Source organism: Neobacillus sp. S1115, from assembly GCF_055385565.1.
This window is the reverse complement of sequence record NZ_AP038275.1, coordinates 4,326,125-4,338,652: the sequence shown is the minus strand read 5'-3', so window position 1 is coordinate 4,338,652 and position 12,528 is coordinate 4,326,125. Positions and strand designations below refer to the sequence as shown.

The following is a 12,528-nucleotide window of genomic DNA, read 5'->3' as shown; positions in this document are numbered from 1 at the left end:
GGGCACCTTTGTTTTTCGCTTTGGCACGATACTTGCATAATATTAAAGTAAGCAAGGAGTAGGAGGAATAATGAATGAAACAATTTTTATATAAGCCTGACCGGCATTGGAAAGACATAGAGCTTTGGAAAGATGTAACGGAAGATCAGTGGAACGATTGGCTTTGGCAGTTAACCAATACAATTCGTACCCTTGACGATTTAAAAAAGGTAATCAATCTTACCCCCGATGAAGAAGAGGGTGTAAGAATCTCAACTAAAACCATCCCCTTAAACATTACACCTTATTACGCATCCCTAATGAATCCTGATGATCCACGATGTCCAATCAGAATGCAATCTGTCCCAGTCGGAAAGGAAATTTATAAGACAAAATACGATCTTGAAGATCCCTTATATGAAGACGAGGATTCGCCGGTTTCGGGATTAACACACCGTTATCCAGACAGGGTTTTATTTCTGGTCACGAATCAGTGCTCGATGTATTGCCGCTATTGTACAAGACGGCGGTTCTCCGGGCAGATTGGTATGGGCGTCCCGAAAAAGCAGCTTGATGCAGCCATTTCCTATATACGGCAGACCCCTCAGGTAAGGGATGTTCTTATTTCAGGCGGAGACGGGCTGTTAATCAATGATAATATTTTGGAATATATCTTGAAGAATTTGCGCGAAATCGACCATGTCGAAATTATTCGTATCGGGACAAGAGCACCTGTTGTTTTTCCACAAAGAATTACGGAAAACCTTTGCAACATTTTAAAAAAATACCACCCTATTTGGCTAAATACACATTTCAATACTTCAATTGAAATAACGGAAGATTCGAAACGTGCCTGTGAAATGCTAGCAAATGCCGGTGTTCCTGTTGGCAATCAGTCCGTTATCCTTGCCGGAATCAACGACAGTGTTCCGATTATGAAAAAATTAATGCATGACCTCGTGAAAATTCGGGTACGGCCCTATTATATTTACCAATGTGATTTGTCAGAAGGAATCGGCCATTTCCGTGCCCCAGTTTCCAAGGGGCTTGAAATCATTGAGGGACTTCGCGGCCATACTTCTGGGTATGCGGTACCTACCTTTGTGGTAGACGCTCCCGGCGGCGGCGGAAAAATTGCTCTGCAGCCGAATTATCTGATTTCCCAAAGCCCGGAGAAAGTTGTCCTCCGCAATTTTGAAGGAGTGATTACCTCTTATCCGGAGCCGGAAAATTATCTGCCTGGCAGAGCAGATGCCTATTTTAAAGAGGTTTATCCAGATATAGATGAGAAAAAATCGCTCAATGGCATCGCTGGAATTATGAATGACCAGCATTTTAATCTTGTTCCGGAAGGTTTGTCGAGATTAAATCGCCGTAAGGGATACACCGAAGATCCGGCCCACTCCACATTAAAAGATAAGCGAAGCAAGCGGGATGAATTAAAGGAGAAAAAGTATCAAGCGTTAATCCAAAAGGAAAATGAAACGGAGCAAAATACCGAAGTAAAGGCAGACTCGCCAACAGAGTAGGGAAAGGAGTTGATGGTCTTGGTTTGTGAATGGTGCAGCAGTGAAAACGTAAAAAGTGTTTCCAGTACAGTTTATTGGGAATTGCCTGATGGCTCGAGGGCAATTGAAATCACGGAGACACCTGCTTTCGACTGTCCTGATTGTTCCATGGTATATCAAAGCGAGGCGACCATTAAAGAAATAGAAGATCAATTATTTTTAATTGACAGCAAGAAGGTGGGGAAGATCATTACTTTTAAGGAGCTTATGAGCATCCCTCGCTTATTAAAAAGAAACTACTTTGATTTTTCATAAGTACTGGACACGTGAGAGTGGTTGGATTAATATTTATTGATAAAAAGAAGTCTTTTTAGAAAGGCGTTTTATCAATGAATAAATCATTTTACCATTTTTTAATGAAATACCGGCATCCGGCCCCAAAAGACGCAATCAGCCGGTTTGCCAATCAGGCCTATTTGGATCATGACTTTCCTAAATATTCACTGGATTATTATGAACTAACGGCCTATCTTGAACTTAACGGCCATTATTTGGATTCTATGTCAACCTTTGATGAGGCCTGGCAGATATATACTTTGTCAGAGTATAAAGACCGATAAATCGCCTTCATGATGAGGCGATTTTTTCATTTTAAAAATGTCTAGCGCTTTTAAAAAGATGTTCGCATATACTATTGTAATCAAAATTCACGGCTAATCTTTAAAGGGGAGGAGAGGAAATGACAAAAAGGAAAAAACCAAAGTATAAAATAGGTGATACGGTTGTGATTACAATTTACGGGACTGTAGGCAGAGTGACGGATGTAAAATGGCTGGACGGAGATTATGTGTATGAAGTCAATAAAAGCCATGGTTTATTTAATGAATCAGCATTGGAATTGCTCTCAGAATATGATGGCAAGGTCTTAGAACAGGAACAAATTGATATAGAATACAAGTTTTTTATCGGCGATTTGGTCCAAGTTAGCGGCTATGGTGCGGATCTTTTTAAAGTGATTGGCTTTCGGACAGAAATTTGGCGCTATAAAGAAGACGCCTGGGAAGATGTCATTTACGAATTGTCAAGGGTAAGTGATGGGGAATGGCTGGAAGTCGGGGAAGAAGAACTGACACTTGTCGCTGATGCAGAAAGTGCTGATACATTTATTCAAAAGCTTGGTCTTTTATACTTAGTGAACAAACAAGATAAAACCACAAAAAGCCCAAATATACAGAACATGGTGAGAAAAGCAGAATTTGAAGAAATTTCTCGCAAAAAGGAGAAAAAAGAATTAATTGATAATCTATTAGACATATTTAATGACTACCGAATTCTTTATGAATTATTTCATGATCAAGAATATTATCAAGTTATGCGGGTTATCCTGAAGAAGTTGGAAAGTCTTGTTAATAACGATGGCAAAAGCCATGTCTAGCTGTCAGGTTAATATTTCAAACAATAGATAAAGAATAAATGGAATACCAGCCCATTTAATAAGAAAAAACAAGGAATCTAAGATTTTTTCGAAATATTGGAGGGTGATGCCATCCTCACGATTTACATCTTCCATCCAAGCCTCAAGCTTCCAAAGTAAATTCGTCATACAATCACCTCGTCGATATCTTATTATTCATCCTATGCTTGTCCAGCAATTTCAGAACTGAAAAATTTTAATCTTCAATAGAATTTCACCTCGAACCAATTAGACATCCCAAAGTAACTAGCATGAAAAAGCTTTAACGGTCATACATTCTGTAAAAAGGGGGCGATGACTTGAGAGAAATTGAAGTATTTATTGATACAGAAGAAATTGCTGAATTTTTCTTTCACGAACTTGTCAAAAGAGGATACGTTCCTAGCGAAGAGGAATTAGAGGAAATCGCAGACATTACGTTTGAATATTTAATTGAAAAAAGCATTATTGATGAAGAAGTACAGGATGATTAAGTTATAACTGCTTTCCTAAAAAAATGACTATTATATAGATGAAAACGAAAGACGAGCAGTCCATGCTCGCTTTTTGTTTTATACGGGTAAAACGTCCTAAAAATTTTAAAAATCGCGAAACCTTTTTTTGTCCCTCTCGTATATATGAATACGAAAGATTGGGGGGATATGGATGTTCAAAAAAATCCTTAAATCAATTTTTAAGAACCAGCTTCATCATCAAAAGTATGGGTCTTCAAGTGACCATTGGAAAAAAAAGAACCATTATAAGCACAGCCAGATGGGGCATTATCACTATAAAAAGAAGCATAAAAGCGGCAGCTTCCTGTCTAGTTTCTTTAGCAGTTAACTGTGAAAAAAAAGGTCCGCCGAAATGTATAAAAAGTTAATTTTAGGTTTATCAAGTTTCATTGAAAAGCCGTTTTCCAAAGAAGAAATAATTTCTTGCCGCTATAAGGTGATGGAGCATCTTGGGATGGGGAGTTACGGACATAGCTATTTAGTACTTGATCTTTCCTCCCAAGATTACAAAGTTTTAAAAGCATTAAGACTTCATAAAAGAATCACCAGGACTGGCCTGAGAGGCTTTGAATTTGAAAAGGAAATGCTGAACTCCATTCACCATCCGGGTTTCCCACATTACTTTGAGGGGGGTACATATAAACATATACCGTATTTTACAATGGAATATATCAAGGGTAAGAATTACGAGCAGCTTATTTTCTCAGAGGGATGGAAGTTAACTGAAAGAGAAGCTTTTTTCATTGGCTATAAGCTGCTTGAGATGATCGGCTATCTTCATGAGCGGAATATTGTTCATAGGGATATCCGGATTCCCAATGTAATTTTTGACGGGTCAGCGATTAAGTTAATTGATCTGGGGTTGGCCAGATCTTTGGGTAACGGCGGAGGTAAAAAATCTAAGGAATCGAACCCCCGGAAAGAGCTGAATTTCCAGGCTGATTTTTATGGTCTGGGTCACTTTCTGCTGTTTTTGATATATTCAAACTTCTCATTTTCCGAAAATAAGAAGGAAAAGAGCTGGGAAGAGGAGTTAGATATAACAGAACATGCTAAACACATTTTACGAAAATTGCTCATGCTTGAGACTCCTTATGACAATTTCGTACAAGTAAAAAAAGATATACAAAATCTTATGAATGATTTAGGAGGAATAAACAATGTCACTCTTTAACAAAATGTTTGCCAGTGTTGGAATTGGCGCGGCGACCGTGGACACGAAGCTTGAAAAGGACACTTACATGCCGGGAGAAACAGTGAAAGGTGTTGTAGAAATAAAAGGGGGTAAAGTGGATCAACAGATTGATGAAATTTACCTTGCTTTAAATACTACCTACTTAAAAGAATCGGATGACCGTAAGTATACGGTCACTGCCACCATCGACCGTTTCCGGATTACTACACCGTTTACAATTAATGTAAATGAGAAGAGGGAAATCCCGTTTACGTTTCAGTTGCCATATGATACTCCCTTATCTATTGGAAGGTCTAAAGTGTGGGTTGCCACTGGATTAGATATTAAAGGAGCAGTGGATCCGGGGGACAAAGACTATCTCAAGGTTGTCCCGAACCCGTTAATGTCTGCGGTTTTTGATGCTGTCGACAGCCTTGGATTCAGAATTCGTGAGGCCGATTGTGAAGAAGCGCCGAGAAGATTGCGCGGACGCCTGCCATTTGTTCAAGAATTTGAGTTTGTTCCGGTATCCGGATCATTCCGTGGACGCTTAGATGAGCTTGAAGTTGTGTTCTTCCCTGCTGGAAATGGCGGCCTTGACCTAATGTTCCAGGTCGACCGCAAGGCAAGAGGACTTTCTGGTTTATTCTCAGAAGCACTCGGAACGGATGAAACAAATGTAAGAATGACCGTTACCAATTCAGATATCCCTTCTCTAAGACAGCAAATCCAAAATGTGATTGGCAGATATTCTTAATAATTTATAAGTGTTAAACAATGGTACCATTGTCAGGCTGTCGAGAAACATCGATAGCCTTTTATTTTATCCGCCTTTTATAGTGATTCACCGCGTAAAAAAAAGGCCTTTCAACAAGTCTGTTGATTGGCGCTCCAGGCACTTCGCTTTCCGCGGGCGAGACGGGGAGCCTCCTCGTCGCTTCGCTCCTGCGGGGTCTCCCCTGCCCCGTACTCCCGCAGGAGTCTTCGTGCCTTCCGCACCAATCAACAGGTGTATTTAATTAAAAATTCAGCTTTACAAGATGAAACAAGTATCTTCTAACCAGAGTTAATGAAGGACAAAATTAAAGGAATATTCGAGAGAAATGTCCCTCATGTGCCGATGAAGGACAAATGCAAAGGAATCGAAGAGAAAATGTCTCTCATAGAAGCTACAAACTTAGCAAGGTTCGAAAAAGTGTGTGGCTAAAACGCAGGTTGATTTGCCTCCCTGTTGATTGGAGCGGAGGGCACTCGACTCCTGCGGGATATAGAGGTCACTGGAGACCCCGCAGGCGCCTAAGCGCCGAGGAGGCTCCAGGACCTCCCCGCGGAAAGCGAGTGCCCGGAGCGGAAATCAACAGGCCCAATAGCATAGATAATCATCATTGTTTTTTATAAAAAAACTACTTTTCGACAAAAATAGTGTTGTTTCTTTGAAGGAATCGACAATACCCGTCTTTAATTATTAAAATAGACAAATTATTCAAATAATTGGAGGGGTATTATGATCAAAATGCTGACAAGAAGGACCTATATTCAATATGATGTGACGCTCTTTCAAACTCCAAAACATCGCGAAAGGAAAGGGCATAAACAGGTTTACCGGACAACCATTCAAGCGGGCAGCAGAGAACAGTGTCTTCAGGAAACCTTTAGCCAATTTAATGTTACGGATAGAATTCCTCCCAATTATAGAGGGAGATTTCTATCCACGTGGGATATTGTTTTAATTGATGAGGGGCGCGGCGGTCAATATTATTTTCAACTTCAGCCTGGCGGCTGGTTCCCGATAAATAGAATAATTCTTTTTATAGATAGAGAAGGCTGACCCGTTTTGTCAGCCTCTTTTAATGCATTAGTGCTTTCTGCCTCCGGTAGCACTATCCTCTTTTGCATGTGCCTCATGTTCAGCAATGATGGCTTCCGGCGGTACGTGATTATTTTTTTTCTGCCCGCGAATTCGGTTTCGATGTTTTTTTCCCATTTTCAAACCTCCAATAGGTAATTTCAAAATAAAAATTTGGGCCTACAAATATAATTCCCCACAAAAAATAAAAAATCATGTTTTTTCTCATTTTGGTTTTTATTAAAAAAAGCTGTATGTTATAGTGACTATGGTGCAACATGTTATTGCACATACATAATAAGGAGGGTTCCATTGATGAGTGTACATATCGGCGCAAAAGAGCATGAAATTGCTGAAACAGTACTTCTTCCGGGAGATCCGCTTCGTGCCAAATACATTGCTGAGACGTTTCTAGAGGGGGCAGTGTGCTATAACGAAGTTCGGAATATGTTTGGATTTACCGGTACATATAAAGGGAAAAAAATATCCGTTCAAGGAACAGGAATGGGAGTTCCGTCCATTTCTATATATGTGAATGAATTAATCCAAAGTTATAATGTAAAAAACTTAATTCGGGTCGGTACATGCGGTGCCATCCAAAAGGATGTAAAGGTCCGTGATGTCATCTTGGCGATGACCAGCTCAACTGATTCTAATATCAATCGGCTGACGTTTGGACATGTTGACTATGCTCCTGCGGCAAATTTTGATTTGTTGAAAAATGCCTATGATGCAGGGGTGCAGAAGGGGCTTAACTTAAAAGTAGGCAGCGTTTTTACAGCGGATTCCTTTTATAACGATAATGCCGAGCTTGAAAAGTGGGCGAAATATCAAATCCTTGCTATTGAAATGGAAACAACAGCGCTTTATACTCTTGCTGCCAAGTTTGGCCGGCGGGCCCTTTCTATTTTAACTGTCAGTGACCATATTTTAACCGGTGAAGAGACAACGGCCGAAGAAAGACAACTGACCTTTAATGATATGATAGAAGTCGCATTGGAAGCATCTATTAAGGAATAATGGACATAACCCCCTTCCGGAGTGAAGGGGGTTACTATTTTTAATTAATATTTAATAATTTTTTCATTAACTTTTCTTTGTTAAATTTATTAAAAAGATGTTATTCTAAACACTAAGGGTAAATTTTTTAGATTTAAAGGTGCTTCAAAAATTATAGCGAGTCTTGACTTTGCTAGTCACGAAAGCAAGTCCGCTTCTTATTTTGATGGTTAATGAAAGTGGTGAAGGCTTTGGAAGAAGAGAAAATGGATCAGGAAAAAGTTGAGCAGGAGCAAATGTCGGATCACAATAAGCCGGGATATATTCGTTTAAAAAGATTTCACTTTATTATGCTGCTTTTTTTGATTGTTTTTTTATCAGCAGGAATCACTACAGTTGCCCTTTCATTTGGTGATGAAAAAGTAGTGACAGTTAACAACGACCGAAAAGAATTTGCAAAACTGTATGAAGCATTTGACACCTTAAATAAGGATTATTACAAAAAGGTAAATGATCAAAAACTGATTAATGGAGCCATTAACGGAATGGTGGAATCCTTGGACGATCCTTATTCTGATTATATGAGCAAAGATGAGGCCAAGAATTTTAATAACAGCATTTCTTCATCGTTTGAAGGAATTGGCGCTGAGATTCAAGAAAAAGACGGTCATATTATGATTGTCTCGCCGATAAAAGGGTCCCCGGCGGAAAAAGCCGGTTTACAACCTAATGACATTATTCTTTCAGTTGATGGAAAAACCCTTCAGGGCATGACATCTACTCAGGCTGTAACCATTATCAGGGGTAAGAAGGGATCGAAGGTCGAATTGTCCATTAAGAGAACAGGACAAGATACCCCGATTTCTGTACCGATTATCCGCGATCAAATCCCAATTGAAACGGTATATGGGGAAATGGTTGATGACAAAATCGCAAAAGTGCAAATTACAAGCTTTTCAACTAATACCGCAAAAGAATTGACAAGCACATTAAATGACTTGCAGAAGAAAGGGATGAAAGGTCTTGTATTAGACCTTAGACAGAACCCAGGCGGTCTTTTGGACCAGGCTGTAAGTATATCGAGTATGTTTGTTCCGAAAGGAAAAGTAATTGTTAAGGAAGAGGACCGTAATGGCAAGATAAAAGAAATTGCATCACAAAATGCCGGTAGTCCAAATCTTCCTTTAGTTGTTCTGATTGATAAAGGCAGCGCCAGTGCATCTGAGATCCTAGCTTCTGCGGTTAAAGAATCAGCTGGTGTTACATTGGTTGGCGAAAAATCGTTCGGGAAAGGAACTGTGCAGACTGCTTCCAATTTCACAGACGGCTCCAACCTGAAATTTACGATTGCCAAGTGGCTGACACCTAATGGTAATTGGATTCATAAAAAAGGGATTAAGCCTGATGTGGAAGTAGCATTACCGGATTATGCATCCTTGTCAATCATTAATCCTGATAAAGAGCTGTCATTATCTTCATCTTCAGCTGAAGTGCAAACCGCTCAGAAAATGTTAAAAGCCATTGGTTTTGACCCGGGCCGTGAAGATGGATTTTTTGATGAAAAGACAAAAGAGGCTGTAACTGCATTACAGACAGCCAATAACCTGCCGGCTGATGGAATCCTAAAAGGTGACTCTACCATGAAACTGATGGAACTATTAAGGGAAAAAATCAAATCTGACGATACCCAAGTTCAAAAAGCGGTCGAAGTCTTAAGAGAAAAAATGCAATAAACGAAGGGCCTGCCCCCGCTGCTTAAGTTAAGCAGCGGGGGCAGGCTTATTAAATTTAATGAATGAACATGACTTCTTCAGGTAACTCTTTAAATAGTATATTTTTTGTATTTAAAGGGGGATTTAATGAAGAAGATATCCGTCATTTGGCTATTGATCGGCATCCTCCTCGTTGGGCAAAGGGTTCAGGCCGATAGCGATATCAGTTATAGAATCGAAATGCTTGATTGGAAACAGGTCGATGAAATATTGCCGCGGTATTCTAAATTTACCGTCATCGATCTGGAAACGGGGAAACGATTTAAGGTGCAGCGGCGTGCTGGCAGCAATCATGCTGATGTCCAACCATTAACCGTAAAAGATACGAAAATCATGAAAAAAATTTATGGCGGAAAATGGAGCTGGAAACGCAGGGCGATAATTGTCATGGATCAAAAAGACAATTGGATTGCTGCTTCCATGCATGGAATGCCCCACGGTGCCGGTGCTTTAAAAAATAATTTTCCGGGCCATTTTTGCATTCATTTTTATGGGAGTACAACGCATCGGACAAATTCCATGGATTTATCCCATAAGCTGATGATTCTCAAATCAGCCGGAAAATTGGACAATTATCTAGGTGAAGCCAATCCTTACGAGGTAATCAATGCTTACATAACTGGCTTTAAACAACAGGATGCAAGCATTATTTCAGAGGCTTCGGTGCAAAATATCCGTTTGAAGCCAATTCTAAAGAATATTGAAAATGTTAGAATTTCACGCATGGAGTTATTGCCACCAGAGGATTTATTAGAAGAAATTAGCTTGGAGGTTCCCGTTGAACTTGATTGGGTGATAAAAAATCGCGGCCGACAAATCTATAAAGGGGCTATTCATTTGGTGCGATTTTCTCCTGCAGATGCTTGGAAGATTGATTCGAAGCAATTTATTAAAGCAAATAACCTATAAACAAAAAACACCTTAATGAGAGGAGATTTCCTCCATAAGGTGTTTTTTTGTGAAATACTAGATTGGCTGTTCGCCATGTTTGATGAATGTTCGTTCATCTTCAATTAATCCGCAGGCCCCGCATTGAACTCGATAATCAGGTCCGTTGTACGGAAGATGAAACGGTTCTAACTCATTACTGGCGTATTCTCGAATGACAGAGCCCGACTGGGGATCCATTTTTACGGAATGAGATACTTGTTGAATAATATTAAAACGGCTTCGATTGGTTTTACAATTTGGACATCTGTATGGTGTTGTCATAGGTTTCTCCTTTCATTGACTTGTTAAAATCTATTTTTTGCAATAATATTGGTAAGTATGTACAATTCAAGTGAAGAGACAGGAGGGGAAAATAAATGAAAAAATATCTTTGGTGTGTGCTGTCTATTCTTTTTTTAATTTTAGCAGCCTCTTGCGGTAAACAGGAAAATCATAACGCAACCAATGAGCCTCCGCAAATAATAGAGGTAGCTCTCACTATTAAACCGGAAAAAGCAGAATTAAATAAGCCGGTTATATTTGAGGCAAAGGTAACTCAAGGAAAAGAAGCAGTTGAGGACGCAGATGAAGTGACGTTTGAGATTTGGCGGTCAAAGGACGAAAAACATGAAAAAATCAATGTTAAACATGCGGAAAATGGAATTTACCGATTAGAAAAGTCCTTTCCAACAGAAGGTACCTACTATGTAATTTCCCATGTGACTGCAAGAGACATGCACAGCATGCCCAAAAAGGATTTTGTTGTCGGTACACCAAGTGAACCCGAAGACCCAAATGCAAGCCACTCAAATATGGATATGAAAGGTCACGACAATTCTACTAATGGACATTAAAAAAGACAGCCTTTGGCTGTCTTTTTTAGGCTAATAGGAAAGAATAAATTCAACTGCGCCTCTGTCTTCGTCCTAGCGGACTCGCCAATCGGCAAGTTTTCATTTAACCTTAGCATCTTTTATACCTTTCTTTTCAAGCTTTTCTTTTATCTTAGCTCTTATTTCTTCAGAAAAATCCCCTTCATAAGACGTTCCTACTGTTAAATGTCCTGATAGTTCATTAATATCTAACTGACCAAAATTAATGGTGCTATCCTGCTTTCCCACTGTCAATTTTTCAATCAAAGATTTATTTAGATTATGCCAATTTAAATTGACATTTTTTACATTCGGTTTTGTCGACTCTGTTTCTTGTTTAAATTCCTGTATGGCCGCCTTAAGAACAGCAATTCTTTTCTCTAACTCGGAAATTTTTTTATGCCCTTGCTGCTTGGTGAATTTTCCTGAGAAAATTTGCATCATTGTACTTTATTCAGGCTCGGTAGAATTAAAGGTAATAGGAATGTCTTCAACTTCTTCTAGATTAATGGGCATAAAAATCATTAAAATCCCGTTTTTAATATCTGTCTTTATTTGTTGGCTGACCGTTGGATACGGAAGTATTAATTCCTTCTTAAACTTCCGATTAGCCCGTTCTTTAATATGATACTTGCGATTAGTCTGCAGTGATTTAAATTCCCCTTTGATGGTAAGCACCTGCTGCTGGATGGATATATTGAGATGATCCCGTTCCAATCCGGGGACCTCGGCTTCAAGGATCAGCATATTATCCTCCTCGAATAAATCACATTTTGGAAAAAAATCGCTGATGGTTTGTGGATTGAAAGAGGCTGCAGAAGTTTGCTTGGAATCGAAAATATTGTTCCAAAAATCCTCAGATTGGAAGCTATGCGCTGCATCCATCCATTTTTTTAATTTATCAATCTCCATCATATCACCCCTTGAAAATGGCCAGTTATTTCATCTTATTAATTTGATAAAAAAACATGCAAGAAATGTAGTATTACAAAATTTCCGTTACATCAATCTGTGAAAACTGCATATCGATATTTTTCGGGATTTTCACTTCAAGGGTGCCATCTTTATAGTTTGCTGCTGCACCTTTCTTTTTGACAATGGCTGGGAGGGTGATGGTGTGTTTATCTCCGGGTTCGGGGATGTGTTCGAGAATAAGCTGATTTGACGTATGATACAGGCGAAGTTTTTTGATCCATTCTTCATCTTTAATGGGGATCCTTACAAATACGTAATCGTGTGTCTCAAAGGCTGAGGAGTTTAATGCCCCGGTTCCAGGCTGAGAAGTGGAGGATTGCTGCCCAAAGCCACTGAACATTTCCTGCGGGTTCATCATTCCTTTCATATTTCCTGGTAAAACCTTGCCAATGATATCCTGAACGTATTTGTCAATCTCATCTGGTTTCATTTTTTGAAGAGATTCCCTCACGTCTTTGTTAAAAGGGAACATATTCCATGGGAACATAACATTACATCCTTTCGA

General features: G+C 39.3%; 19 protein-coding genes. 13 read left to right on the top strand and 6 right to left on the bottom strand.

Annotated elements, in window-relative coordinates:
- The first annotated feature begins 74 nt into the window (after nt 1-74).
- The 4 genes from kamA (at nt 75) to ACZ5B7_RS21035 (ending at nt 2,922) form a co-directional block, all read left to right on the top strand.
- The gene (kamA, locus tag ACZ5B7_RS21050) at nt 75-1,508 is read left to right on the top strand and encodes a lysine 2,3-aminomutase (RefSeq protein ID WP_464490885.1); all 1,434 of its coding nucleotides are present in this window, start codon (nt 75-77) and stop codon (nt 1,506-1,508) included.
- A 12-nt stretch (nt 1,509-1,520) separates the two neighbouring features.
- Nucleotides 1,521-1,802 carry a YokU family protein gene (locus ACZ5B7_RS21045; protein WP_213145325.1) on the top strand — a complete coding sequence of 94 codons (282 nt, stop codon included), beginning with the start codon at nt 1,521-1,523 and terminating at the stop codon, nt 1,800-1,802.
- A gap of 74 nt (nt 1,803-1,876) precedes the next feature.
- The gene (locus tag ACZ5B7_RS21040; protein ID WP_464490884.1) at nt 1,877-2,107 is read left to right on the top strand and encodes a YozE family protein; all 231 of its coding nucleotides are present in this window, start codon (nt 1,877-1,879) and stop codon (nt 2,105-2,107) included.
- A 119-nt stretch (nt 2,108-2,226) separates the two neighbouring features.
- The gene (locus tag ACZ5B7_RS21035; protein WP_213145134.1) at nt 2,227-2,922 is read left to right on the top strand and encodes a hypothetical protein; all 696 of its coding nucleotides are present in this window, start codon (nt 2,227-2,229) and stop codon (nt 2,920-2,922) included.
- A 3-nt stretch (nt 2,923-2,925) separates the two neighbouring features.
- On the opposite strand, the gene ACZ5B7_RS21030 is transcribed toward ACZ5B7_RS21035, so the two are convergent.
- Nucleotides 2,926-3,090 (bottom strand): hypothetical protein, encoded by a 165-nt coding sequence (locus ACZ5B7_RS21030; protein WP_464490883.1) that lies wholly within the window; start codon nt 3,088-3,090, stop codon nt 2,926-2,928.
- A gap of 170 nt (nt 3,091-3,260) precedes the next feature.
- On the opposite strand from ACZ5B7_RS21030, the gene ACZ5B7_RS21025 reads away from it, so the two are divergent.
- From ACZ5B7_RS21025 to ACZ5B7_RS21005, 5 genes are all read left to right on the top strand, one after another.
- Nucleotides 3,261-3,434 (top strand): YozD family protein, encoded by a 174-nt coding sequence (locus tag ACZ5B7_RS21025; protein WP_213120491.1) that lies wholly within the window; start codon nt 3,261-3,263, stop codon nt 3,432-3,434.
- Nucleotides 3,435-3,606: 172 nt separating this feature from the next.
- Nucleotides 3,607-3,783 carry a hypothetical protein gene (locus ACZ5B7_RS21020; RefSeq protein ID WP_241114008.1) on the top strand — a complete coding sequence of 59 codons (177 nt, stop codon included), beginning with the start codon at nt 3,607-3,609 and terminating at the stop codon, nt 3,781-3,783.
- 24 nt (nt 3,784-3,807) lie between these two features.
- Nucleotides 3,808-4,629 (top strand): serine/threonine protein kinase, encoded by an 822-nt coding sequence (locus ACZ5B7_RS21015; protein WP_464490882.1) that lies wholly within the window; start codon nt 3,808-3,810, stop codon nt 4,627-4,629.
- On the top strand, nt 4,616-5,386 hold the full coding sequence (locus ACZ5B7_RS21010; RefSeq protein ID WP_464490881.1) for a sporulation protein: 771 nt from the start codon (nt 4,616-4,618) through the stop codon (nt 5,384-5,386). The genes ACZ5B7_RS21015 and ACZ5B7_RS21010 overlap by 14 nt, the downstream gene beginning before the upstream one ends.
- A gap of 747 nt (nt 5,387-6,133) precedes the next feature.
- A complete protein-coding gene (locus ACZ5B7_RS21005; protein ID WP_464490880.1) occupies nt 6,134-6,457 on the top strand; it encodes a hypothetical protein in 324 nt (107 codons plus the stop codon).
- Nucleotides 6,458-6,484: 27 nt separating this feature from the next.
- Here ACZ5B7_RS21005 and ACZ5B7_RS21000 read toward each other — a convergent pair whose 3' ends face one another.
- Nucleotides 6,485-6,613 carry a hypothetical protein gene (locus ACZ5B7_RS21000; RefSeq protein WP_213120496.1) on the bottom strand — a complete coding sequence of 43 codons (129 nt, stop codon included), beginning with the start codon at nt 6,611-6,613 and terminating at the stop codon, nt 6,485-6,487.
- A gap of 177 nt (nt 6,614-6,790) precedes the next feature.
- Between ACZ5B7_RS21000 and deoD the strand changes: the two genes are divergently transcribed.
- The 3 genes from deoD (at nt 6,791) to ACZ5B7_RS20985 (ending at nt 10,155) form a co-directional block, all read left to right on the top strand.
- Nucleotides 6,791-7,495, top strand: coding sequence for a purine-nucleoside phosphorylase (gene deoD / locus ACZ5B7_RS20995; protein ID WP_464490879.1), 705 nt, complete (start codon nt 6,791-6,793; stop codon nt 7,493-7,495).
- A gap of 245 nt (nt 7,496-7,740) precedes the next feature.
- Entirely contained in the window at nt 7,741-9,207 is a 1,467-nt protein-coding gene (locus ACZ5B7_RS20990) for a lmo1851 family serine protease (protein ID WP_464490878.1), read from the top strand.
- 126 nt (nt 9,208-9,333) lie between these two features.
- The gene (locus ACZ5B7_RS20985) at nt 9,334-10,155 is read left to right on the top strand and encodes a hypothetical protein (RefSeq protein WP_464490877.1); all 822 of its coding nucleotides are present in this window, start codon (nt 9,334-9,336) and stop codon (nt 10,153-10,155) included.
- Nucleotides 10,156-10,212: 57 nt separating this feature from the next.
- On the opposite strand, the gene ACZ5B7_RS20980 is transcribed toward ACZ5B7_RS20985, so the two are convergent.
- Nucleotides 10,213-10,458: a DNA alkylation repair protein gene (locus ACZ5B7_RS20980; RefSeq protein WP_241114009.1), complete on the bottom strand. Its 246-nt coding sequence runs from the start codon at nt 10,456-10,458 to the stop codon at nt 10,213-10,215.
- 95 nt (nt 10,459-10,553) lie between these two features.
- On the opposite strand from ACZ5B7_RS20980, the gene ACZ5B7_RS20975 reads away from it, so the two are divergent.
- A complete protein-coding gene (locus tag ACZ5B7_RS20975; RefSeq protein ID WP_213145143.1) occupies nt 10,554-11,030 on the top strand; it encodes a FixH family protein in 477 nt (158 codons plus the stop codon).
- Nucleotides 11,031-11,129: 99 nt separating this feature from the next.
- On the opposite strand, the gene ACZ5B7_RS20970 is transcribed toward ACZ5B7_RS20975, so the two are convergent.
- The 3 genes from ACZ5B7_RS20970 to ACZ5B7_RS20960 all read right to left on the bottom strand — a co-directional run bounded on the left by ACZ5B7_RS20970 (nt 11,130) and on the right by ACZ5B7_RS20960 (nt 12,510).
- Nucleotides 11,130-11,492 (bottom strand): hypothetical protein, encoded by a 363-nt coding sequence (locus tag ACZ5B7_RS20970; protein ID WP_464490876.1) that lies wholly within the window; start codon nt 11,490-11,492, stop codon nt 11,130-11,132.
- Nucleotides 11,493-11,498: 6 nt separating this feature from the next.
- A complete protein-coding gene (locus tag ACZ5B7_RS20965; protein ID WP_464490875.1) occupies nt 11,499-11,963 on the bottom strand; it encodes an Hsp20/alpha crystallin family protein in 465 nt (154 codons plus the stop codon).
- Between the two features lie 70 nt (nt 11,964-12,033).
- Entirely contained in the window at nt 12,034-12,510 is a 477-nt protein-coding gene (locus ACZ5B7_RS20960; RefSeq protein ID WP_464490874.1) for an Hsp20/alpha crystallin family protein, read from the bottom strand.
- Nucleotides 12,511-12,528: the final 18 nt, after the last annotated feature.